The organism is Confluentibacter sediminis (assembly GCF_003258355.1).
Lineage (GTDB): Bacteria > Bacteroidota > Bacteroidia > Flavobacteriales > Flavobacteriaceae > Confluentibacter > Confluentibacter sediminis.
In genome coordinates, this window is record NZ_QKPO01000012.1 from 64448 (window position 1) to 87380 (window position 22933).

The 22933-nt window shown below is 33.1% G+C and carries 23 protein-coding genes; 16 read left to right on the forward strand and 7 right to left on the reverse strand.

Features of this window, described 5'->3' with window-relative positions; translation table 11 throughout:
* Window positions 1–99: 99 nt before the first annotated feature.
* The 8 genes from DKT72_RS11500 to DKT72_RS11530 all read left to right on the forward strand — a co-directional run bounded on the left by DKT72_RS11500 (window position 100) and on the right by DKT72_RS11530 (window position 8167).
* On the forward strand, window positions 100–1035 hold the full coding sequence (locus tag DKT72_RS11500; RefSeq protein WP_111308891.1) for a bifunctional riboflavin kinase/FAD synthetase: 936 nt from the start codon (window positions 100–102) through the stop codon (window positions 1033–1035).
* 84 nt (window positions 1036–1119) lie between these two features.
* On the forward strand, window positions 1120–2391 hold the full coding sequence (gene serS, locus DKT72_RS11505; RefSeq protein WP_111308892.1) for a serine--tRNA ligase: 1272 nt from the start codon (window positions 1120–1122) through the stop codon (window positions 2389–2391).
* 163 nt (window positions 2392–2554) lie between these two features.
* A complete protein-coding gene (locus tag DKT72_RS18615; protein WP_262510074.1) occupies window positions 2555–2677 on the forward strand; it encodes a hypothetical protein in 123 nt (40 codons plus the stop codon).
* A 190-nt stretch (window positions 2678–2867) separates the two neighbouring features.
* Complete coding sequence (locus tag DKT72_RS11510) at window positions 2868–4622, forward strand: tetratricopeptide repeat protein (RefSeq protein ID WP_317048438.1); 1755 nt, start codon at window positions 2868–2870, stop codon at window positions 4620–4622.
* Window positions 4623–4660: 38 nt separating this feature from the next.
* A complete protein-coding gene (locus DKT72_RS11515) occupies window positions 4661–4984 on the forward strand; it encodes a DUF4286 family protein (protein WP_111308894.1) in 324 nt (107 codons plus the stop codon).
* A 68-nt stretch (window positions 4985–5052) separates the two neighbouring features.
* Window positions 5053–5847, forward strand: a complete 795-nt coding sequence (gene rsmA, locus DKT72_RS11520; RefSeq protein ID WP_111308895.1) for a 16S rRNA (adenine(1518)-N(6)/adenine(1519)-N(6))-dimethyltransferase RsmA — start codon at window positions 5053–5055, stop codon at window positions 5845–5847.
* An 11-nt stretch (window positions 5848–5858) separates the two neighbouring features.
* Window positions 5859–7232 carry a magnesium transporter gene (gene mgtE / locus DKT72_RS11525; RefSeq protein ID WP_111308896.1) on the forward strand — a complete coding sequence of 458 codons (1374 nt, stop codon included), beginning with the start codon at window positions 5859–5861 and terminating at the stop codon, window positions 7230–7232.
* Window positions 7232–8167 carry a 2-hydroxyacid dehydrogenase gene (locus tag DKT72_RS11530; protein WP_111308897.1) on the forward strand — a complete coding sequence of 312 codons (936 nt, stop codon included), beginning with the start codon at window positions 7232–7234 and terminating at the stop codon, window positions 8165–8167. The genes mgtE and DKT72_RS11530 overlap by 1 nt, the downstream gene beginning before the upstream one ends.
* Window positions 8168–8293: 126 nt before the next feature.
* Here the strand turns inward: DKT72_RS11530 and DKT72_RS11535 are convergent, their stop codons facing one another.
* Window positions 8294–8935 carry a 2OG-Fe(II) oxygenase gene (locus DKT72_RS11535; RefSeq protein WP_111308898.1) on the reverse strand — a complete coding sequence of 214 codons (642 nt, stop codon included), beginning with the start codon at window positions 8933–8935 and terminating at the stop codon, window positions 8294–8296.
* A gap of 113 nt (window positions 8936–9048) precedes the next feature.
* Here DKT72_RS11535 and DKT72_RS11540 point away from each other — a divergent pair, with 113 nt between their 5' ends.
* A complete protein-coding gene (locus DKT72_RS11540) occupies window positions 9049–9501 on the forward strand; it encodes a 6-pyruvoyl trahydropterin synthase family protein (RefSeq protein ID WP_111308899.1) in 453 nt (150 codons plus the stop codon).
* A gap of 27 nt (window positions 9502–9528) precedes the next feature.
* A complete protein-coding gene (locus DKT72_RS11545) occupies window positions 9529–10281 on the forward strand; it encodes a UDP-2,3-diacylglucosamine diphosphatase (RefSeq protein ID WP_111308900.1) in 753 nt (250 codons plus the stop codon).
* On the opposite strand, the gene DKT72_RS11550 is transcribed toward DKT72_RS11545, so the two are convergent.
* The 6 genes from DKT72_RS11550 to DKT72_RS11575 all read right to left on the reverse strand — a co-directional run bounded on the left by DKT72_RS11550 (window position 10278) and on the right by DKT72_RS11575 (window position 16341).
* Entirely contained in the window at window positions 10278–11543 is a 1266-nt protein-coding gene (locus DKT72_RS11550) for an MFS transporter (RefSeq protein ID WP_111308901.1), read from the reverse strand. The genes DKT72_RS11545 and DKT72_RS11550 overlap by 4 nt on opposite strands.
* Before the next feature lie 33 nt (window positions 11544–11576).
* Window positions 11577–13271 (reverse strand): single-stranded-DNA-specific exonuclease RecJ, encoded by a 1695-nt coding sequence (gene recJ / locus DKT72_RS11555; protein ID WP_111308902.1) that lies wholly within the window; start codon window positions 13269–13271, stop codon window positions 11577–11579.
* Between the two features lie 28 nt (window positions 13272–13299).
* The gene (locus DKT72_RS11560) at window positions 13300–13722 is read right to left on the reverse strand and encodes an OsmC family protein (RefSeq protein WP_111308903.1); all 423 of its coding nucleotides are present in this window, start codon (window positions 13720–13722) and stop codon (window positions 13300–13302) included.
* Between the two features lie 831 nt (window positions 13723–14553).
* Complete coding sequence (locus DKT72_RS11565; protein WP_111308904.1) at window positions 14554–14898, reverse strand: HopJ type III effector protein; 345 nt, start codon at window positions 14896–14898, stop codon at window positions 14554–14556.
* 27 nt (window positions 14899–14925) lie between these two features.
* Window positions 14926–15600 (reverse strand): 16S rRNA (cytidine(1402)-2'-O)-methyltransferase, encoded by a 675-nt coding sequence (gene rsmI, locus DKT72_RS11570; RefSeq protein ID WP_111308905.1) that lies wholly within the window; start codon window positions 15598–15600, stop codon window positions 14926–14928.
* Window positions 15601–15603: 3 nt separating this feature from the next.
* A complete protein-coding gene (locus tag DKT72_RS11575) occupies window positions 15604–16341 on the reverse strand; it encodes a DUF8457 domain-containing protein (protein ID WP_111308906.1) in 738 nt (245 codons plus the stop codon).
* A 198-nt stretch (window positions 16342–16539) separates the two neighbouring features.
* Between DKT72_RS11575 and DKT72_RS11580 the strand changes: the two genes are divergently transcribed.
* The 6 genes from DKT72_RS11580 (at window position 16540) to DKT72_RS11605 (ending at window position 22850) form a co-directional block, all read left to right on the forward strand.
* Window positions 16540–17187 (forward strand): thymidine kinase, encoded by a 648-nt coding sequence (locus tag DKT72_RS11580; protein WP_111308907.1) that lies wholly within the window; start codon window positions 16540–16542, stop codon window positions 17185–17187.
* Window positions 17180–18289 carry an alanine racemase gene (alr, locus tag DKT72_RS11585; protein ID WP_111308908.1) on the forward strand — a complete coding sequence of 370 codons (1110 nt, stop codon included), beginning with the start codon at window positions 17180–17182 and terminating at the stop codon, window positions 18287–18289. The genes DKT72_RS11580 and alr overlap by 8 nt, the downstream gene beginning before the upstream one ends.
* Before the next feature lie 68 nt (window positions 18290–18357).
* Window positions 18358–18765: a large conductance mechanosensitive channel protein MscL gene (mscL, locus tag DKT72_RS11590; RefSeq protein WP_220628116.1), complete on the forward strand. Its 408-nt coding sequence runs from the start codon at window positions 18358–18360 to the stop codon at window positions 18763–18765.
* A 224-nt stretch (window positions 18766–18989) separates the two neighbouring features.
* The gene (locus tag DKT72_RS11595) at window positions 18990–19979 is read left to right on the forward strand and encodes an aspartate-semialdehyde dehydrogenase (protein ID WP_111308909.1); all 990 of its coding nucleotides are present in this window, start codon (window positions 18990–18992) and stop codon (window positions 19977–19979) included.
* An 87-nt stretch (window positions 19980–20066) separates the two neighbouring features.
* Window positions 20067–22223 (forward strand): prolyl oligopeptidase family serine peptidase, encoded by a 2157-nt coding sequence (locus DKT72_RS11600; RefSeq protein WP_111308910.1) that lies wholly within the window; start codon window positions 20067–20069, stop codon window positions 22221–22223.
* A gap of 228 nt (window positions 22224–22451) precedes the next feature.
* The gene (locus tag DKT72_RS11605) at window positions 22452–22850 is read left to right on the forward strand and encodes a hypothetical protein (RefSeq protein WP_111308911.1); all 399 of its coding nucleotides are present in this window, start codon (window positions 22452–22454) and stop codon (window positions 22848–22850) included.
* Window positions 22851–22933 lie beyond the last annotated feature (83 nt).

A 22933-nucleotide genomic window follows, 5' to 3' on the forward strand; every position in this document is an offset into this window, starting at 1 on the left:
TGTTAAGGGCGATTTCATAAAAATAATTAGGGCAACTTTATAATCTTTGTCAAACAAATCTAATTTTTTTAATTCAGATTAGCAATTTTATTCTTTTACATGGGCATTCTTCAAAACATTGAAACATACAATTCTAAAGAGCCAACGGTAGTAACTATAGGAACATTTGATGGTGTTCATGTAGGGCATCAAAAAATAATAAAACGGTTGGTTAGTGCAGGCATTAAGAGCAATTTAAGATCTGTAATTCTTACTTTTTTTCCACATCCAAGAATGGTTTTGCAAAAAGATATTAGCATAAAACTTATCAATACTATTGATGAGCGTAGCGATATTTTAAACACATTAGGGCTAGATTATCTGCTTGTTAAAAAATTTACCAAAGAGTTTTCTAGATTATCGGCAGAAGATTTTGTAAAAAAAGTTTTGCTTGATAAACTACATGCAAAAAAAGTCATTATAGGTTACGACCACAGGTTTGGAAGAAATAGAAATGCAGACATTGAAGATTTAAAATTATTTGGTGAAACATATGGTTTTGAAGTAGAAGAAATTTCAGCAAAAGATATTGACGATGTTGCTGTTAGTTCAACCAAAATAAGAGCCGCTTTAAGCGAAGGAGATATTGCCAAAGCCAATGCGTTTTTAGGGTATGACTTCATGATTACAGGTGTGATCAACAAAGGAAGAGGTTTGGGTAAACAATTAGGATTTCCTACAGCCAATATAAAAATTGAAGAAGATTATAAACTTATTCCTAAATATGGATCGTATGTTGTGAGTTCTAAAATTAGTAATCAGTTGGTTTACGGTATGATGAATATTGGTGTAAATCCAACGGTTAATGGCGAAAATGAAAGTATAGAAGTTCATTTTTTCAATTTTGACAAAGATATTTACAACAAAAAAATTCAAATTAATTTGCTAACGCGAATTAGAGATGAACAAAAATTCGAATCGGTTGATGCTTTAAAAAACCAATTGCGCATCGATAAACAAACCTCTTTGGATTATATAAATGCTCAAGATATTTAACTTCTGTATCAATTCTATTTTACATATAAAATACGACCAATTATATTGGTAATTCATTAAATTTGTCGCTTAAAATTTCAATACATGTTACAAGTTCCTTTTATAAGAGAGAATAAAGATTTGGTAATTGCTGGTTTGGCAAAAAGAAATATAGATGCTAGCAGTATCATTAATCAAGTTATTTCCTTAGATGAAGATAGAAGACGCATTCAAACAGAGTTAGATAATACTTTGGCAGAATCTAATATGCTATCAAAAGAAATAGGCCTCTTGTACAAATCTGGCGAAACCCAAAAAGCCAATATTTTAAAAGAAAAAACAGTTCAGTTAAAAGAGGTTTCAAAAGATCTTAATGATGCTCTTAATAGTAAAGTGGATGCATTAAACCAATTGCTGTATAAAATACCAAACGTTCCAAATAGTCTTGTTCCTAAAGGAAGTTCAGAGACAGATAATGAAGAAGTCTATAAAGAAGGCGATGTTCCGGTTTTATATGCTGGCGCATTACCCCATTGGGAATTAGCAAAAAAATATGACATTATAGATTTTGAACTTGGGAATAAAATTACCGGGGCAGGTTTTCCTGTGTATAAAGGTAAAGGCGCCAAATTACAACGTGCGTTAATTACTTACTTTTTAGATAAAAATACGGCCGCAGGATATACCGAATATCAATTGCCGCATTTAGTAAACGAAGCCTCAGGTTTTGGTACAGGTCAGTTGCCAGACAAAGAAGGACAAATGTATCATGTGACTGAAGATAATTTATATTTAATACCAACTGCAGAAGTTCCCGGAACCAATATTTTTAGAGATGTGCTGCTTAATGAAAGCGATTTGCCCATAGGTATTACAGGATATACACCTTGTTTCCGTAGAGAGGCAGGAAGTTATGGAGCGCATGTAAGAGGATTGAATAGATTGCATCAATTTGATAAAGTGGAAATATTAAGAATAGAACATCCAACCCAATCTTACAAGGCACTTGATGGTATGGTAAACCATGTAAAAACCATTTTGCAGGAACTCAAATTACCTTATAGGATATTAAGGCTTTGTGGTGGCGATTTAGGGTTTACATCTGCTTTAACCTACGATTTCGAGGTGTTTTCTACGGCACAGGACAGATGGTTGGAAATCTCTTCAGTTTCAAACTTTGAAACCTTTCAAGCGAACCGTTTAAAGTTGCGTTTTAAAAATAGTGAAGGCAAAAACGAATTGGCGCATACACTTAACGGAAGCTCTTTGGCATTGCCAAGAGTTTTAGCAGGAATTTTAGAGAATTATCAAACGGAAAAAGGCATCCTTATACCCGAAGTTTTGCAACCTTATACGGGTTTTGAAATAATTGATTAAATAACTAAAAAGAAAAAAATCTTACAGTTTCGCTGGTCTTAAGTTAAAATAATCGATAAAGTGTTTGTTTTTAACGTTTTTTAACGATTATTCTTTTCTTTTCTTTGCGTTTTAATATATATTTCTCAAGTTAGCAGGAACAAATCTATCAACCTGGCTAACTATGAAAAATCTTAAGCGCATCATCCTTTTAATTACCTTAATTTTCTTCGCTAGCAAAGTTCTATTTTCAGATTTTGAAATCACTAAAACCGAAAATAAAACAGCTGCAATTGTAAGTAAATAATATTTATTTGAAGGTTGTCCCCAATCGATTTGTGCCGTTATTATTTAATAATGGCTCATAGTTAATAGACATTTATTTTGGTTGGTTAGTGCCCGGATTTTTATTCGGGCATTTTTTTATAAAAGTATTCACAATTTCTACAAATCACATTTCTTATATTTACAACATGAGGGTTATTTTAATAATATGTTTGATAATATGTTGTAGCAATGCATTTTCACAAAATGATGCTTTGGCAAACGAATATTATAAAAATGGTGATTTTGAGAAAGCATTATTGGAATATAAAAAGCTTTATGCACAATCGCCTTCAAACATTAATTATATAAACCAACTCATTGAAACCCAACAACAGTTAGAACAGTACGATGAAGTAGAAACCTTTCTTTTAAAACTCTTAGAACGGTTAAATTATCCTGCGTTTTTGGTGGAGTTAGGCTATAATTATCAGTTAAAAAACGATTTACAAAAAGCTACCTATTATTATAATCAAGCACTAGCAAGCCTAGACAGCAACGTTAACAATGTTTTTTCGGTAGCAAGAAGTTTTCAAAACCACACACTTTTAAACGAAACCATAGCAGCCTATGAAAAAGCTATGGCTTTAAAGTCAGAACTTAATTTTCAATTGCAATTGGCACAAATTTATGGTGAACAAGGTAATATGGAAAAAATGTTTACTAGCTACATCGATTTTGCAAAAAACAATCAAATAGCCTTAAGTAATATAAAAAGATATATCAACGATTTTATAAGTGAAAATAGCACTAATGAAAACAATGTGTTGCTTAGAAAAATTTTACTTAAAAACCTGCAACAAGAACCAAATTTAGTATGGAACGATTTATTAAGTTGGTTATTTATTCAGCAGAAAGAACTTGGAAAAGCATTTATTCAAGAAAAAGCGATTTTTAATAGGCAACCAGAAAGTTTAAGTAGAATTGAAGAACTGGCACAAATTGCCGTTAGTGACAATCAAAACGATATTGCTATAGAGATTTTAACATATATTATAAATACAGCACAAGACACAGATACCTTGCTGAATGCTCATTATAATTTACTTCAATTAGAAACTAAAACAAGTTCAAAAGATGATTATCAAACCATTAATAATCAATACTTGGATTTATTTAAAAAGTTTGGAACCTTTGGTCAAACATTAAATATTCAAATTGCTTATGGTCATTTTTTAGCGTTTAATATGAATGAAACAGACAAGGCTATTGCTTTTTTAGAGAAAACCTTAGAACTTCCTATAACGGAATTAGAGCAAGCCAATGTAAAATTAGAATTGGGAGATATTCTGGTTTTACAAGAAAAATTCAATAAAGCTTTAATTTATTACACCCAAATTCAGCGAAATTTAAAGAACAGCACCATTTCTCAGGAAGCCCGCTTTAAAGTAGCCAAAGCTAGTTATTATAAAGGCGATTTTAAATGGGCAGAATCTCAGCTTAAAATATTAAAAGCGTCAACGTCTCAGCTTATGGCCAATGATGCATTGGATTTAAAATTGCTTATAACAGATTATAAATATGAAGATTCACTTCAAACGGCCTTAAAGCTTTATTCGAAAGCCGATTTGCTAGCCTTTCAGAATAGAAATGAGGATGCTATTGCGCTTTTAGATAGGGTATTACAAGAACACAAAACAGAGCCTATCGTCGCTCAAGCCTTATTTAAACAAGCGCAATTATTTGAAGTTAAAAAAGATTATATCAAAGCAGAAGTTAATTACAATGCTATCATACAAAATTATAAGGATGGTATTCTAATCGATAATGCCGAATATGCCTTAGCAGAATTATATGCCAATGAATTAAACCAACCAGAAAAGGCAAAAGATTTATACGAACAAATTATTTTTAATCATCAAGATAGTATTTACTTTGTAGAAGCTAGAAAAAAGTATAGGGCTTTACGAGGCGATGCTATCAATTAGATTCTTAGCCAAAGCCCATTAACCATCAACCAAAAAACATGATTATATACAACGTCACATCCAATATAGATGAAACCATTCACGACGAATGGTTAGTGTGGATTAAAGAACACATTCCACAAGTATTAGCAACAGGAAAGTTTGAAAAAGCCACCTTAACTAAGGTTTTGGTAGAAGAAGATATGGGTGGTGTAACATATTCGGTTCAATATAAAGCCTTTTCAAGAGAAGCTTTAGATGCTTTTTATAAAGAAAATGCTCCGGCGTTTAGAAGTGAAATTTCGAAAAAATTTGGAGACAAAATGTTGGCTTTTAGAACTGAGTTGGAAATTTTAGATGAGTATTCTGTAGCCTTTAAATAGGTTTTGTCATTCTTGTACAGGTAGGAATCCATTTTTAAATGTAATTTAGCATATAAATTCATGAATTCGTGTCAAATAAACCCAATCAACATCAAGTAAAAGCAAAAAAACACCTTGGTCAACATTTTTTAAATGATGAAAGTATTGCCGAGCAAATTGCTGATACCCTAACCTTAAATGGCTATAAAGCAGTTTTAGAAATTGGTCCAGGTACCGGTGTTTTAACCAAGTATTTATTAGAAAAAGATGTTATTACACATGTTATTGAAATAGACTCAGAATCGGTTGAATACCTTAAAACAAGCTATCTTAGTTTAGCACCTAGAATTATAGAAAAAGATTTTTTAAAATACGATTTAAATCTTATTTTTAAAGGACAACCATTTGCTATTATTGGTAATTTTCCTTATAATATTTCGACACAAATAGTTTTTAAAGTGTTAGACATGCGAGATCAAATTCCAGAATTTTCTGGCATGTTTCAAAAAGAAGTCGCCGAACGTATTTGCTCTAAAGAAGGCAGCAAAGTTTACGGTATTTTATCGGTCTTAGCACAGGCTTTTTATGATGCTGAGTATCTGTTTACAGTACCGCCAGATGTGTTTAGTCCGCCGCCAAAAGTAGACTCAGGAGTTTTAAGGCTTACCAGAAAAAAAGACTATGCGTTGCCATGCGACGTTAGTTTGTTTTTTAAAGTGGTAAAGGCAGCTTTTCAGCAAAGAAGAAAAACAATTCGTAACAGTTTAAAAACATTCAATTTAAGTGATAATTTAAGAGAAGATAGTATCTTTGACAAGCGGCCGGAACAGTTAAGTGTTCAGGAATTTATTGAACTTATAACACGTATTGAAAAAGACCTTTAAAATCTTTCAATTTGTCTGAAGAAAAAGAAAATATACAGTTCGAGCTTACCAATGAACTCATTGAACAAGTTGAGCAACTTATCGAAGCAAAAAAAGATAAGGAACTCAAAAAGCTATTGGATGATTTTCATTATGCCGATATTGCTGAAATTCTAGATGAACTCAATCTAGAAGAAGCTGTGTATATTATTAAGTTACTGGATTCTGAAACGACTTCGGAAATCTTAATGGAACTTGATGAGGATAATAGGGAAAAGGTTTTAAGAAACCTGTCTTCAAAAGAAATAGCCGAAGAAATTGAAGAATTAGATACCGATGATGCGGCTGATATTATTTCGGAACTTTCAGAAGAGCGCCAACTTGAAGTTATTTCACATATTGAAGATGAAGAGCATAAAGCAGAAATCCGTGAGTTATTAGCTTATGATGAAGACACGGCAGGTGGACTCATGGCAAAAGAGCTGGTAAAAGTTTATGAAACTTGGACGGTTGCCGGATGTATGCGAAGAATTAGAGGGCAGGCCAAAGAAGTCACTAGAGTACATTCTATTTATGTTGTCAATAAAAAAAATAAATTGATAGGGCGACTATCCTTAAAGGATTTAATAGTTGCTAAAAGCGACCAAAAAATATCAGAAATATATATCCCCAGTGTAGATTATGTGAACGTTCATGACGATGTTGAAGATGTTGCAAAAGTGATGGCAAAATATGATTTAGAAGCCATTCCGGTAGTAGATGATGATCTAAAACTTTTAGGTAGAATTACTATTGATGACATTGTGGATGTCATGAAAGAAGAAGCCGAAAAAGATTATCAATTAGCAGCGGGGATCACAGCCGATGTAGAAGCCGATGATACTATTTGGGAACTTACAAAAGCACGTTTGCCATGGTTGCTTATTGGAATGTTTGGTGGTATTGGGGCAGCAACAATTATTACAAGTTTTCAAGCAGTTTTAAATAATTATAGTATTCTTTTATGTTTTGTGCCTTTAATACAAGCAACAGCAGGAAATGTTGGGGTGCAATCGTCAGCCATTGTGGTGCAAGGGTTGGCAAACGATACCATAAAAGGAGAAATTATACATCGATTGTTTAAAGAGTTTTTACTTGGCTTGGTAAATGGTATAGCCATTTCATTAGTTGCCATTGTAATTAGCCATTTCTTTTTTCATACTATTTATGCCGTATCTTTAACTATTGGTGTTGCTTTAATAGCAGTAATAATAATAGCTGCTTTAATAGGCACATTTATCCCTATTTTTTTAGACAAACGCGGTATAGATCCGGCTGTAGCCACAGGTCCATTCATTACGACAAGCAATGATGTTTTTGGCATATTAATTTACTTCTTGATAGCTAAATTGATTCTTGGATTCTAATGAAAATCCTCCATCTAGATACCAATCACGAGCTTCTGATAAATCAACTTAATGATTTAGGATTTATCAATCATGAGGACTATACCTCATCAAAAGAAGCCATTGAAGCAAAAATTTCAGATTACGAAGGCATCATTTTAAGAAGCAGATTCACTATAGACAAACAATTTTTGGATGCTGCAAAAAACCTAAAGTTTATTGGCCGTGTAGGGGCTGGTTTAGAAAATATTGATGGTGAATACGCCAAAACAATAGGTGTGGAATTAATTGCTGCGCCCGAAGGCAACAGAAATGCCGTTGGCGAACATGCTTTAGGGATGTTGTTGTCGCTTTTCAATAAACTTAATAAAGCAGATGTTGAAGTAAGACAGGGCAAATGGTTGCGAGAAAATAATCGAGGCATTGAACTTGATGGAAAAACCGTTGGTATTATCGGTTACGGTAATATGGGTAAAGCTTTTGCCAAAAAGTTAAAAGGATTTGATGTTGACGTATTATGTTTTGATATTTTGGATAATGTAGAAGATGAGAATGCCAAACAAGTATCCTTACAAGAATTTCAAGAAAAAGCAGAGGTGTTGAGTTTGCATACGCCACAAACACCATTAACCTTGAACATGATACATGCTGACTTTATCAACGCATTTAAAAAGCCATTTTGGTTTATAAATACAGCACGTGGCAAAAGTGTGGTAACCTCAGATTTAGTTTCCGCTTTAAAGTCTGGAAAAATTCTTGGAGCTGGATTGGATGTGTTAGAATATGAAAAAGCATCGTTTGAAGCATTATTTTCTTCTGAAATGCCAGAAGCGTTTCAATATTTAATAAACGCACAAAATGTTATTTTATCCCCTCACGTAGCGGGCTGGACTATAGAAAGTAAAGAAAAACTAGCCCAAACGATTGTAGATAAAATCAAGGCTAAGTTTTGTTAACTTTGCTCAACCAATTAATTAAAATCAATTATGGAAACTTTAAGATTTATAAGCAGCAGAGGTGTTTTTTTGCTATTAGGCTTGGCTCTTATTATTGTTTATTTTAAAAGAAAAAACAAGAAATAATTAGCGGGTTTTTAACCAACCGGTAATGCTTAATCGCTCTTTATTAACAGGTTTCACTTCATGTTCAATAACCTGACTTTCAAAAATAACGACCCTGCCTGGAAACGGATAAATAATATTTTCGGTTTCTTCACCATTTTCATTTAAATATAATACCAATTCACCGCCATTTTCTGGCAACCAACCATCTTCATTTAAATAACAGACAAATGATAATTTGCGCCTGTCATCATTTTGGAATGTATCAATATGTCGTTTGTAAAAAGTGCCTTTAGGATATAAAGCATAATGAAACTCTTTATGTAAAATACCTAAAAAGCATGTTTTATTAAGATAGTTTACTAGGCTATTTATCTTACTGAAGAATAATAATTCAGAAGTATCGGCTTTTGCTTCTTCCATCCACAAAATCACATCACCTCTGATAGACTTTATAATGGTTTCTTCAAAGCGATTGCCAATAGCGGCTTTTTTAAAAGCATTTTCTTCATGTTTATTGAGCAAAGACTGTCTTAAAATAGCAACGTCTTCCGCAGAAAAAAAATCTTCGACTACACTATATTTTTTTGATAAAATATCTTCAATAATAGTTTCGTAAAGTGGATTTTCAACAAAATCAATATTCTCAAAAATGGATTCCATAAAAGATAAAACACCAATGTCTTAAGTCCACCATGAACAAAAGTGCGCAAATGTAATCTAAAAACGAATTGCTTTTACAAAATGAATATCTTTGCAGAATAAATACAACTTTAATGAGTAACATACGCATTACAAAACAATTTTCTTTTGAAACGGGGCATGCCCTTTATGGCTACGATGGTAAATGTAAAAATGTACACGGACATAGCTATAAACTGTCGGTAACAGTAATAGGAACGCCTATTATGGATGATAAAAATGTGAAGTTTGGAATGGTGATTGATTTTGGGGATTTAAAGAAAATTGTAAAAGAAGAAATTGTAGATGTGTTTGACCATGCCACTGTTTTTAATAAAAACACACCACATGTAGAACTTGCTAAAGCACTTGAAGATAGAGGACATAATGTGTTATTGGTAAATTACCAACCAACAAGTGAAATGATGGTGATTGATTTTTCAGAGAAAATAAAAAAACGATTGCCTAGCCATATAGAGTTACATTCTTTAAAACTTCAGGAAACCGATAGTTCTTTTGCTGAATGGTTTTCTTATGATAACGTTTAGGCAATAAACATTTTCTATATTTACAACATGCAAATTCCAAAAGGAAAAAAAATATACTTCGCATCCGATAATCATTTGGGAGCACCAACAACTGAAGCATCACGTCCTCGTGAACAAAAGTTTGTAGCTTGGTTAGATACGATAAAAGAAGATGCCGCTGCTATATTCCTTTTAGGAGATTTATTCGATTTTTGGTTTGAATATAAAAAAGTAGTGCCTAAAGGCTTCACCAGAACACTTGGCAAACTTGCTGAAATATCAGACTCTGGAATTCCCATCTATTATTTTGTTGGTAATCACGATTTATGGATGCATGGCTATTTTGAAGAAGAATTGAATATCCCTGTTTATCATAAACCAAAAGAATTTACCTTTAACGACAAGGTTTTTTTTATCGGTCATGGTGATGGTTTAGGCCCTGGAGATAAAGGTTACAAGCGCATGAAAAAAGTATTTACCAATCCCTTTTTCAGATGGCTGTTTAGATGGTCACATCCTGATATTGGGATGCGTATTGCTCAATATCTTTCGGTTAAAAACAAATTGATTTCTGGGGATGACGATGCGACGTTTTTAGGAGAAGATAATGAATGGTTGGTGCAGTACAGTAAAAAGAAACTAGAAGATAAGCATCGCGATTATTTTGTATTTGGTCACCGACATTTACCTTTAGAAATTCAATTAAACACGACTTCGAAATACATTAATCTTGGCGATTGGATTTCCTATTACACTTACGGTGTTTTTGATGGGGAGACTTTTGAACTTAAAAAGTTTTAAGAATTCTCATGGTCTTCCATGTCTTTAGTTAAATCCAATTTCCTGAAAGATGGCGATACTATACCTGTTGTTACAACAGTTATCAAAGTCATAGTACCTCCAAAAACTACTGCGGTTACCGTTCCAAAAAGTTTGGCGGTTAAGCCACTTTCAAAAGCACCCAATTCATTTGATGAACCTACAAACATGGAATTTACAGATGAAACTCGTCCGCGCATATGGTCTGGTGTTTTAATTTGTAAAATGGTTTGTCGTACCACCATAGATACACCGTCTGTAACACCACTAAAAAAGAGGGCAATAACCGAAATCCAAAAGATAGAAGACAATCCAAATACAATAATGCTAAGGCCAAACCCAAAAACGGCCACCAATAATTTCATGCCTGCATTTTTGCTAATGGGAATATGGGCGGTAATCATTAAGGTTATAAAAGCACCCACAGCTGGTGCAGCACGTAATATTCCAAAGCCTTCACTGCCTACTTTTAAAATATCTTGGGCAAAAACAGGCAAAAGAGCGATGGCTCCTCCAAATAAAACGGCGATCATATCCAATGTCATGGCTCCTAAAATGGCTTTGGTTTTAAAAACAAACCGTACACCCTCTTTCAAACTTTCAACAATTGGTTCTCCAATTTTAGGGTTTAAAATAGGTTTGCGTTTTATTTGAAGCAATATCATTAACGATAGAACAATCAATCCGAAAATAATGCAAAGCGACCAATGCACACCTATCCAGCCAATGGAAAAACCTCCAAATGCAGGGCCTAAAACCGATGCCATTTGCCATGTAGAACTGTTCCAGGTAGCAGCATTGGGATACGCTTTTTTGGGAACAATTAAAGCAACTAAAGAGAAAATAGTGGGACCAAAAAAGGAACGCAAAAATCCACCAAAAAAAACCAAAGCATACACACTATATAAAATGGTTTTTGTTGACCAATCGGCTACTATTATTGGCCAAGTAAGTAAAAACAAACCAAAACTTATGAATGAAAAAGCACCTATACACAAAGCTAAAAGATTTCGTTTTTCTTTCTGGTCTACAATGTGTCCTGCGAATAATGCCATAGTAAAAGCTGGGATTATTTCCATTAAGCCAATAACGCCTAACGATAAGGGATCTTTGGTTAAACTATAAACTTCCCATTCTATAATAACAAATTGCATGGACCATCCAAATATGAGTAAAAAACGTACTAATAAAAAAATATTGAATTCTCTAAACCTTAGAGCCGCGTAGGGATCTGTTTTTGCCATATATATCTTAAAAATTTGGGAATTATTATAATTTTATTGAGTTTCAATATCCCGTAATTTAAGCTGAAGAGATACATTTCCTTGCCATTCATTTTCATCAATAGAATAAACAGCCTTGAACGTCTTACCCCCTGAAATAATATCTAATTTGTCTCCCAAGCCAAATCCAATAGCGACTAATTTGTTTGATTGAGGTTGTTCAACGGTAATCCTTAAATGGGTTTTATCTTCGCCAACACATTTTCCATAACCCGTATCTTTTAAGTTTTCGGTCATAAACAAAGGTGTCATGTTTTCTGGGCCAAAAGGGGCTAATTGTTTTAAAATTCTATAAAATTTTGGTGTGATGTCGTCTAAATCAATTTGAGTATCTATTTTAATTTCAGGAATTAATAGCGTTTTATCAATGGTTTTGGTAACCTCATCTTCAAAAGCTTGTTTAAACGCTTCATAGTTTTCTTCTTTCAATGTTAATCCAGCAGCATACTTATGTCCGCCAAACTGTTCAATATATTGGCTACAATTTTCCAAGGCATTGTAAACATCAAAACCTTTTACCGAACGAGCAGAAGCGGCTAGTACATCCCCGCTTTTGGTAAAAACCAAAGTGGGTCTATAATACGTTTCGGTTAATCGAGAAGCCACAATACCAATAACACCTTTATGCCAATTTTTATTGTAAACAACAGTAGTAAGGCGGTTCTGTTCTTTTTGTTCTTCAATTTGCTTAAGAGCTTCTTCTGTAATTTGCTTATCTGTTTCACGGCGATCTAGATTATAGGAGTTGATTTGTAAGGCGTATTTAGCGGCTAATGTTCCATCTTCTTCAGTTAATAAAGCCACTGCGAAATTACCGTGTTCCATACGTCCGGCCGCATTGATTCTTGGTGCGATAGCAAAAACAACATCGGTGATGGTGAGTTCGGTTTTTTCAATTTGATTTAAAATAGCTTTAATACCGGGTCTTGGATTTGTATTGATTATTTCTAAACCAAAACAAGTTAGCACTCTATTTTCCCCTGTAATAGGAACAATATCTGCTCCAATGGCAATAGCCACTAAATCTAAATATTCTGTCAAATCTTCGGCTGTTTTTCCTTGTTTAGAGGCTAATGCTTGAATTAATTTAAAGCCAACACCACAACCGCATAATTCTTTATATGGATAGGTGCAATCGTCCCGTTTTGGATCTAAAACTGCCACAGCATTCGGAAGTTCGGCCGATGGTCGATGATGGTCACAAATTATAAAATCGATCCCTAGATTTTTGGCATATTCTACCTTTTCAGCGGCTTTTATACCACAATCTAAGGTTATAATTAATGTGAAATCATTTTCTAAAGCAAAGTTGATGCCTTTATAAGAAACTCCATAACCTTCATCATATCTATTGGGAATATAGGTATATACTAATGGATGAATGGTTTTTAAATAGGATGCCATTAAGGCAACAGATGTTGTGCCATCGACATCATAATCGCCATAGACCAAAATGTTTTCTTTATTGGTAATGGCTTTTTCAATGCGCGCAACGGCTTTATCCATATCTTTCATTAAGAATGGATCATGTAAATCCCTCAAACTAGGTCTAAAAAATCGTTTAGCATCTTCATAGGTGTCTATACCGCGTTGCAATAACAACGTAGCAATAATATCATCTACTTGTAGCGATGATTTTAAAGACTTCAATTTATCGGAATCTGGTTTTGGTTTAAGTGTCCAACGCATTTTGCCTAGTTATTTACTTAAAGAAAACTTATTTTTTATGAAAATGCGTTTCTACGTTTAACTCAGAAAACTGGCGGAACATTTCCATAACACCGCAATATTTTTCTACTGATAAATCGACTGCGCGTTGTAGTTTTTTTTCATTTAAATCACGTCCTGAAAAATGAAAGTGCATAGCCACATTGTCGTAGTATTTTGGATCTTCTTCGGTAAGATTGGCATCGATTTCAATTTTAAAATCATCAACCTCGAGTTTCATTTTTTTAATTAGTGATGCCACATCCAATCCTGAACAACCTGCCAATGCAGAAAGCATTAAGGCTTTTGGTCTGTAGCCTTCGCTGTTGCCACCATTTTCTGGACCAGCATCAATAAATAAATTATGTCCAGACGGGTTGGTGCTTTCAAACTTCATGTTGCCCAACCAGGTTGTTGTAATAAGATTTGTCATGTTAAAATGCTTTGATGATTGTAAAACAAAATTACGGATTAATTGGGAATAATTGATTTGTCTTTCCTGCGAAGGTAGGAATCCTTTTTTCGCCACGAATACACGAATGAAATGTTAAGAAGTTTATTATAAGTGTGCGGTTTTTTTAGTCAAACTCATAATCGTTGGAAACTACCGAAACTGTGCATTAGAAAGGTGAAAAAATATTTGTATGTGTAATATTTTTGATTAAAGAAGTCAGCCTTAGGACATTTAGAACGGTGTAGAGAAAAAATTAAAGCGGTTTTTTTTAATTTTCGAGGCAGAGTTCATTTCATGTCTTAAAACAATCCAAAGGACTGAGTTGCTTTAAATTAAAATATTAGAAATTATGGAAAATAAAGTCTCTATTCACATTCCAATTCCAAAGTTTACTTGGAGGTTAATTATAGCTATTGTATTAATTATATTAGCTTGTAAACTAGATCCTAATAATGGATATGAAATACTAAAGGAATTTATTAAAAACTATAAATAAATGACTTCTTCTTACCAACTTAAATAACACTTTAATTTGTCACTGATGATTAATATTGACGTCAACATACTATCAAAGTTAAAGGGAAAATATTTTCATAAAAGCATTTTATGTATAACAATTGCTGTTGTTATTATTGTAGTTATTTTGGCTCTTCTTATTATTTTTTTTACTGAGAAAGTAACAAAATTTATTCAGGTCTTATGATATAATAGATTTTTTTTGCGGCAGTGGAGAATTTCTAATGAAGGTATAAAGATGTCTTCGTTTAATGGTTTGATATTTGGATGTTCACCTCGTCAAGCTTAAAAACACTACTTCTCTTTAAGAGGCATATCATCAAACACCAAACTCTCAAATCCTGTTTTCATAAAGTTTCTAATATTCTGATGGCCGCTGCCATTAGGGTCGTTTAATACCTCTTCAAAATAGTATTTGCCAAAACAAGCCAAAGTCTCGTTTTTAGTAAAGCCTTGTAGTTTCGCAAATGCCAATAATTTACAAGACCCTGAATTTTCACCTACATTATTATATAACTCGCCATTTTTAAACCCAGTTGGTGTAAATTCGTAATGAGATTCAATAATGTTTATAGTTTCATGAAACTCGATGGCTTCAGGAGTCTGTTTTAATTTGTTTAGGAATGTTTCTAATGTCATTTTTAAAACTTTGTAGAAATATTGAGGTTACTTGTTTTTGCCTGAAACCACAATCACAATTTCCCCTTTTGGAGGCTTGGTGGTATAATATTCTAAAACCTCTTTGGCTGTGCCTCGAATGGTTTCTTCGTATAGTTTTGTCAATTCTCTAGAAACGGATACTTGTCTGTCGTCTCCAAAATATTCACAAAAATGAGCTAAGGTTTTAATTAATTTATGTGGACTTTCATAAAAAATAATGGTTCTTGTTTCTTCAGCTAATAACAACAATCGGGTTTGTCTTCCTTTTTTCACAGGTAAGAAACCTTCAAAAACAAACTTATCGTTTGGTAAACCAGAATTCACTAAAGCAGGCACAAAGGCTGTAGCTCCTGGTAAACAATCGACTTCAATCCCATGTTCAATGCAAGCGCGGGTTAATAAAAATCCAGGGTCAGAAATAGCAGGTGTTCCAGCATCACTGATTAAAGCAACAGAAGTGCCACTTTTTAATTTATTAATCAGATTTTCAACCGTTTTATGCTCATTATGCATATGATGTGATTGCATATGTGTAGAAATGTCGAAGTGCTTTAAAAGTTTCCCTGATGTTCTAGTGTCTTCCGCAAGAATTAAATCAACTTCTTTTAAAACATCTAATGCACGAAGGGTGATGTCTTTTAAATTTCCAATAGGCGTTGGAACAAGGTAAAGTTTACTCATCCGTTAATACTTCCTTTCTACAATGTCCATTAAACGTATTTCAAAGTCTTCTTTTCCAATCCAATTATTATAATCTGGTTTGACGATATCTTGAATAAAATGGGATGCTTCTTCAAAAGAATGAAACGTGTTTAGTTGCGACATAACGCGTTCATAATCTTCATGTTTTCCATTAAATAAATGCTTAATAAACGCAATTTTATCATTAAGACCAATGTTTATACCACCTATTTTTAGCTTGTCGTTTAGCGATTTTTTATCTATACCGTTTTGGACTTTAGAAACAGGGTCAAAAATGGGCATATTTTCAAAACCTGATGTGATAGCTTCAAAATCGTTTTTTAAATAGTCTTTTTTTTGAGTAAACGATTCTATTACGGGGTCAATGATGTCTTCAGATTTATCGGGCATATGTGCAACCATATCTTTAATGGTTTCCATGCCCCGTTCCATAATATTATCATCTTCAACATCATCTAAATTAATATATATTCTATCTTCTACTTCAATAGAGTCGCTTATTTTGTTATTAAAAGATTCATCTAACATATCAAAAAAAGAGGAATCGCTTCCAATAGTTGGCATGTCGTCCTCAAAATTTTCATAAGCAAATTTTAAAACGGATAGTTTTTCAAAAAGTACTTTGGCTTCATCATGCATTTTTATAACATCTTCTTTTCCTTTTAGTTTAAGAATTCTGTGTGCAATACTAACAAGCTCAGATTCCAGCTTCTTTTTCATGTTTTTTTTATTTATTGTTTTTAATGGTCACCCGACTACATCTATACAAATTTCACAAGTAATTCGCTGCTTTTAGTAATAGATGGTTTATTATTTTTAATTTTTAAATTAATGCTATTTGTGCTTTTGATTTTTAATAAATTTACGTCACCTTTATAGGAACGAAAAAAGGCTTTGTTTTAGTGTTAAAATTACGAAATGTTTCTTGAAAATACAGTAAATCATAAAGAACAATTTGGTTGGATTGAAGTTATATGTGGCTCCATGTTTTCTGGAAAAACCGAAGAATTAATCCGTAGACTGAAGCGTGCACAATTTGCTAAGCAGAAAGTTGAGATCTTTAAACCCGCAATTGATGTACGCTATGATGAAGATAAAGTGGTGTCGCATGATGCCAATGAGATACGTTCTACAGCGGTTCCTGCGGCTGCAAACATTCCTATTTTAGCAGATGGTTGCGATGTGGTTGGTATTGATGAGGCGCAGTTTTTTGATGATGAAATTGTTCGTATTTGCAACGATTTAGCCAATAAAGGCGTTCGAGTAATTGTTGCAGGTTTGGATATGGATTTTAAAGGAAACCCTTTTGGTCCCATGCCTTATTTAATGGCTACAGCTGATTATGTTACCAAAGTACATGCCGTTTGTACGAGAACTGGGAATTTGGCACAATATAGTTATAGAAAATCCAAAAACGATAATTTGGTACTTTTAGGAGAAACAGATGAATATGAGCCTTTAAGTAGAGCCGCTTTTTATAAAGCCATGATGCGTGATAAAGTTAGAAACATGAAAGTTAATGAGCCAGAAGAATTACCTACTAAACCAAAAGATCCGAATGCCTAAAGCCCAAGAAACTGTTTTAGAAATAGATTTAAATGCCCTAAAACAAAATTTTAACTACCTTAAATCTAAATTAAAAGATAACACCAAAATTTTAGCTGTTGTTAAAGCATTTGCTTATGGAAATGATTCGTGTGAAATTGCTAAATATTTAGAAAATCTGGATGCAGATTATTTTGCAGTCGCTTATGTGAATGAAGGTGTTACTCTAAGACAAGCCGGTGTTACCAAACCTATTTTAGTTTTACACCCTATAGCCATCAATTTTAAAACTTTAATTGAACATTGTTTAGAACCCAATTTATATAGTGTTAAAATTTTAGAAGCTTTTATTGAAATAGCTACCCAAGAAAATCAAAGGAATTACCCAATCCATATAAAGTTCAATACAGGCTTAAATCGATTAGGTTTTGATGAAAATGACATTGAATTTATTGCAAATAAACTTAAAGAAACCTCTGTTGTAAAGGTCAAGACTGTGTTCTCGCATTTGGCGGCCAGTGAAGATTTAAACGAAAGAGATTTTACATTAACACAAATCAATACATTTAAAAACTATTCTGAAAAACTTATCGATTTACTAGGATATAAGCCTCTACGACATATGTGTAATACCTCTGGAATTTTAAATTATCCAGAAGCACATTTTGATATGGTGAGAACAGGTGTTGGATTGTATGGTTTCGGCAATTCTGAAAAAGAAAGCAAAAACCTAAAACCTATTGCGACCCTAAAAACCATTATTTCACAAATCCATACTATTGAAAAAGGAGAGTCTGTTGGTTATAACCGTGCTTTTAAAAGTACAACAAAAATTAGAACCGCAACACTTCCTATAGGTCATGCCGATGGGATTAATAGAATTTATGGGAAAGGAAAAGGGTTTGTAACCATAGATGGAGAAAAAGCACCAATAGTTGGAAATGTGTGTATGGATATGATTATGGTTGATGTTACCAATATAGAATGTAAAGAAGGAGATGAGGTCATCATTTTTGGGCCGGATTTTACCACCGCTGAAACATTAGCAGAATCTGCAGGTACCATTTCTTATGAACTTATTACCTCCATATCACAACGTGTTAAACGTGTTTTGTTAAAATAATAAGATTAACATTTATTATTTTTTTTACTTAATTTAGTTCTTCACTAACTATAAAATTATTTTTAATTATGGGAATGTTAAAAGAATTTAAGGAATTTGCTATGAAAGGCAACTTGGTAGATATTGCCGTTGCTTTTGTTATGGGTGCTGCTTTTAATAAGGTGGTAACAACATTTACTGGGGGTGTAGTATCTCCGTTAGCTGGATTGATTTTTCAGTCCGATTTCAATGATTTAAAATATGTTATTACTCCAGGTACCCTTGATGAATCTGGAAATTTAACGGGAGAAATAGCTGTTCTTTATGGAAGTTTTCTAACAAGCTTAATAGATTTTATTATTGTGGCATTTGTCATGTTCATGATTATTAAAGGAATTAACAAAATGAAAAAGAAAGAAGAGCCTGCACCTGCAGCACCAGCTGGTCCAACACAAGAAGAACTATTAATTCAAATAAGAGATTTGTTAAAAAAATAACATATTGTTAAATATATAACATCGCGTTATTTGTTGTTAAAAAGCCCTTGTTTTCAGTAAACAAGGGCTTTTTTATTCTTTTAAAATGGAATTAATAATTAGTTTTGCCCAATAATTTTATTAAAACATAAATAAATGAAACATTCAAAAGTTAAAATTTAATCAGAATTAAAAATGATTATTTGAATGTTGCATTTGACCCAAAAAACAATAAATAAAAGCAAATGAAAGTAGCTGTAGTTGGCGCCACTGGAATGGTGGGCGAAGTGATGTTAAAAGTGTTAGCTGAACGTAATTTTCCTGTAACGGAATTGTTGTTGGTGGCTTCAGAACGTTCTGTTGGAAAAAAATTAACTTATAAAAATAAAGAATATACTGTTATTGGTTTAGCAGATGCAGTTGCTGCCAAACCGCAAATTGCTATTTTTTCCGCGGGAGGAGATACGTCTTTAGAGTGGGCGCCAAAATTTGCTGAAGTTGGTACAACCGTAGTTGATAATTCATCTGCTTGGAGAATGGATCCTACAAAAAAATTAGTAGTTCCAGAAATTAATGCTCATGAATTAACAAAGGACGATAAGATTATTGCAAATCCAAATTGTTCAACCATTCAAATGGTTTTGGCATTATCCCAACTTCATAAAAAATATAAAATGAAACGTGTGGTGGTTTCTACGTATCAATCTGTTTCTGGAACGGGCGTTAAAGCAGTTAAGCAGTTAGAAAATGAAATTGCAGGTATAGAAGGAGAAATGGCATATCCATATCCAATTAGTAGAAATGTACTGCCACATTGCGATGTGTTTTTAGAAAATGGGTACACTAAAGAAGAAATGAAACTGGCTAGAGAGCCCCAAAAAATATTTAATGATAAAACATTTTCGGTAACAGCAACGGCTGTTCGTGTACCAACCTCTGGAGGGCACTCAGAAGCTGTAAATGTTCAGTTTGAAAATGATTTTGATTTAGCAGATGTGCGACAAATTATAAGTGAAACGCCTGGTGTTGTCTTACAAGACAATACGGCAATCAATTCATACCCAATGCCCATGTTTGCGCATGATAAAGATGAGGTTTTTGTGGGTCGTTTGCGAAGAGATGAAACGCAACCCAATACATTAAACATGTGGATTGTTGCTGATAATTTACGTAAAGGAGCTGCAACAAATGCCATTCAAATTGCTGAATACTTAATTGAAAATGATTTGGTATAACTTTATCAACTAAACCATTTATCTATTAGGCTTCTACATTTAGTGTAGGAGCTTTTTTTTATTATTTTTGTTAGATAAATTAAAATCATGAAAAAGATACATCTGTCTGTTTTAGCCCTTGTAATGTTATTAGCTTGTAATAAAGAAATTTCAAAAGAAAAAGTGATTAAAGTAAACTACCCAGAAACAAAAATAGTAGATAGTGTAGACACTTATTTTGGTGTTAAAGTTAACGACCCTTACCGTTGGTTAGAAGATGACCGAAGTAAAGAAACCGAAGCTTGGGTAAAAGCTCAAAATAAAGTTACCAATAGCTATCTTGAAAAGATTCCTTTTAGAAACGAACTTAAGGAACGTCTTTCAAAATTATGGAATTATGAAAAAATAGGAGCCCCTTTTAAAGAAGGGAGCTATATGTATTTTTCAAAAAATGATGGCCTTCAAAATCAATATGTTGTTTATAGAAAAAAGGTGGATTCCAATAGCGAAGAACTATTTTTGGATCCAAACACGTTTTCAAAAGATGGTACCACATCATTAGATGCTTTAAGTTTTTCAAAAGATGGTAGCATTTTAGCATATTCTATTTCTGAAGGCGGTAGTGATTGGAGAAAAATTCTAATCATGAACACCGAAACAAAAAAAATTATTGAAGATACGCTGATTGATATAAAATTCACTCAAATATCATGGTACAAAAATGAAGGGTTTTACTATTCCAGTTACGATAAACCTAAAGGAAGCCAACTCTCAGCAAAAACAGATCAGCACAAAGTATATTATCATAAACTAGGAACACCTCAGAAAAGTGATTTATTAATTTTTGGAGGTACTGCAGAGCAAAAACACCGCTATATATATGCGTATGTTACTGAAGATGATAAATATTTAATAGTATCGCCCCAAATTTCAACATCTGGAAACAAGCTTTTTATCAAAGATTTATCGGACAATAACAATAAATTTATTCCTGTTTTAAATAATGCCGAAAGCGATACCTCTATTATTGAAAATGATGGAAGCATTTTATATTTAGTAACAAATTTAAATGCGCCTAACAAAAGAATTGTTAAAGTAGATGCTTCAAACCCTATTCCAGAAAATTGGGTTGATGTTATTCCAGAAACAGAACATGTATTAAACCCATCTGTTGGAGGTGGCTATTTTTTTGCTGAATATATGGTAGATGCCATATCCAAAGTAAAACAATACGATTATAACGGTAAGTTAATAAGAGAGATAAAATTACCAGGATTAGGGACGGCAAGTGGTTTTTCTGGAAAAAAAGATGACCACATTTTATATTATTCATTTACCAATTACAATACCCCTTCAAGTATTTATTCGTTACATCCTAAAACTGGTGAAACAGATTTATATTGGTTTCCTCAAATAGATTTTAATAGTAATGATTATGAAAGCAAACAAGTCTTTTACAATTCAAAAGATGGAACAAAAGTCCCCATGATGGTTACTTATAGAAAGGGTATAGAACTCAACGGAAAAAACCCTACAATACTTTATGGCTATGGAGGGTTCAATATTAGTTTAACACCATCATTTAGTATTACAAATGCCATTTGGATGGAGCAGGGTGGCATTTTAGCAGTTCCAAATTTACGGGGCGGTGGCGAATATGGTCGCTCTTGGCACGATGCTGGTACACAAATGAGAAAACAAAATGTGTTTGATGATTTTATTGCTGCTGCGGAATATTTAATAGATAACAAGTACACGTCTTCAGATTATTTAGCATTACGAGGTGGTTCTAACGGAGGTTTATTGGTTGGTGCCGTTATGACACAGCGACCAGATTTAGCAAAAGTGGCCTTGCCTGCAGTTGGTGTTTTAGATATGTTACGTTATCATACATTTACAGCTGGAGCAGGTTGGGCATATGATTATGGTACAGCAGAACAAAGTAAAGACATGTTTGAATATTTAAAAGGCTATTCTCCTGTTCACAATGTAAAAGCAGGGGTGGAATATCCGGCAACCTTAATAACAACAGGCGATCATGACGACCGTGTGGTGCCGGCACACAGTTTTAAATTCGCAGCTGAATTACAAAGTAAGCAATCTGGGAATCACCCAGTTTTAATTAGAATTGAGACCGATGCGGGTCATGGTGCAGGAACACCTGTAAGTAAAACGATTGAGCAATATGCTGACATATTTGGATTTACACTATATAACATGGGATTCGATGCGTTACCTAAAAAGATTGAAAGTTTTAAAAATTAGATGCCACTTTTTCTGTTCGTTTTAAATGCAAAAGAGTAAAAGATAAAAACCACTTAACTAATTAAGTGGTTTTTATCATAAAAAGAAACTAAATACAGATGTAGTTTTTTGGTATTTTAATAAAATCAAACGGTCTTTTTCATTAAAAATGTATTTATTATTCCGACTAAAATTTTCAACTATCATTATTTGTTTTTAAAAAGCTTTTGCTATAATTTGGTCTCCGAAATGAGCAAAATTTTCAACAATTATTTATTGTTTTTAGGTATTCTGCTTTTAACAAGTGGGATAAATCTTCATGCAAATTCTATAATTGAAGGCATGGGGGCTACTACTAATACACCTTCTGTTGATACTCATTTAAATAGCATCACTTATAATGCTTCCAGGAAAAAAAGCGAAAGCAAGTTTCTTTTTGAAATTACCGAAACTCAAGAAATAGAAAACGAGGAATCTTCAGGAGGACATGACCTTCTACCTTTTACCTATTGTTATCTATCTTATTTAAATGCACAATTATTTAATGAATTGTCATTTAAACTACATAATGTTATACAACGTTATAAAAATTATTTTGACAAGTCTACGACAAAACTTCATGTAAGACTTCAAGTGTTTATTATCTGATAAACAGCTCACCTAGTAAACCATTCTTTTTGGTTTGCCCATTTTAATCAAATCTTAATATCATTAATTGATTAGTCATAATA

Excerpts from the sequence above, each read along its gene's own strand:
- DKT72_RS11500 (WP_111308891.1), top strand. The coding sequence starts at position 100 with ATGGGCATTCTTCAAAACATTGAAACATACAATTCTAAAGAGCCAACG.
- serS (WP_111308892.1), top strand. The coding sequence starts at position 1,120 with ATGTTACAAGTTCCTTTTATAAGAGAGAATAAAGATTTGGTAATTGCT.
- DKT72_RS18615 (WP_262510074.1), top strand. The coding sequence starts at position 2,555 with ATGAAAAATCTTAAGCGCATCATCCTTTTAATTACCTTAATTTTCTTC.
- DKT72_RS11515 (WP_111308894.1), top strand. The coding sequence starts at position 4,661 with ATGATTATATACAACGTCACATCCAATATAGATGAAACCATTCACGAC.
- DKT72_RS11530 (WP_111308897.1), top strand. The coding sequence starts at position 7,232 with ATGAAAATCCTCCATCTAGATACCAATCACGAGCTTCTGATAAATCAA.
- DKT72_RS11535 (WP_111308898.1), bottom strand. The coding sequence starts at position 8,935 with ATGGAATCCATTTTTGAGAATATTGATTTTGTTGAAAATCCACTTTAC.
- DKT72_RS11540 (WP_111308899.1), top strand. The coding sequence starts at position 9,049 with ATGAGTAACATACGCATTACAAAACAATTTTCTTTTGAAACGGGGCAT.
- DKT72_RS11545 (WP_111308900.1), top strand. The coding sequence starts at position 9,529 with ATGCAAATTCCAAAAGGAAAAAAAATATACTTCGCATCCGATAATCAT.
- DKT72_RS11550 (WP_111308901.1), bottom strand. The coding sequence starts at position 11,543 with ATGGCAAAAACAGATCCCTACGCGGCTCTAAGGTTTAGAGAATTCAAT.
- recJ (WP_111308902.1), bottom strand. The coding sequence starts at position 13,271 with ATGCGTTGGACACTTAAACCAAAACCAGATTCCGATAAATTGAAGTCT.
- DKT72_RS11560 (WP_111308903.1), bottom strand. The coding sequence starts at position 13,722 with ATGACAAATCTTATTACAACAACCTGGTTGGGCAACATGAAGTTTGAA.
- DKT72_RS11565 (WP_111308904.1), bottom strand. The coding sequence starts at position 14,898 with ATGACATTAGAAACATTCCTAAACAAATTAAAACAGACTCCTGAAGCC.
- rsmI (WP_111308905.1), bottom strand. The coding sequence starts at position 15,600 with ATGAGTAAACTTTACCTTGTTCCAACGCCTATTGGAAATTTAAAAGAC.
- DKT72_RS11575 (WP_111308906.1), bottom strand. The coding sequence starts at position 16,341 with ATGAAAAAGAAGCTGGAATCTGAGCTTGTTAGTATTGCACACAGAATT.
- DKT72_RS11580 (WP_111308907.1), top strand. The coding sequence starts at position 16,540 with ATGTTTCTTGAAAATACAGTAAATCATAAAGAACAATTTGGTTGGATT.
- alr (WP_111308908.1), top strand. The coding sequence starts at position 17,180 with ATGCCTAAAGCCCAAGAAACTGTTTTAGAAATAGATTTAAATGCCCTA.
- mscL (WP_220628116.1), top strand. The coding sequence starts at position 18,358 with ATGGGAATGTTAAAAGAATTTAAGGAATTTGCTATGAAAGGCAACTTG.
- DKT72_RS11595 (WP_111308909.1), top strand. The coding sequence starts at position 18,990 with ATGAAAGTAGCTGTAGTTGGCGCCACTGGAATGGTGGGCGAAGTGATG.
- DKT72_RS11600 (WP_111308910.1), top strand. The coding sequence starts at position 20,067 with ATGAAAAAGATACATCTGTCTGTTTTAGCCCTTGTAATGTTATTAGCT.
- DKT72_RS11605 (WP_111308911.1), top strand. The coding sequence starts at position 22,452 with ATGAGCAAAATTTTCAACAATTATTTATTGTTTTTAGGTATTCTGCTT.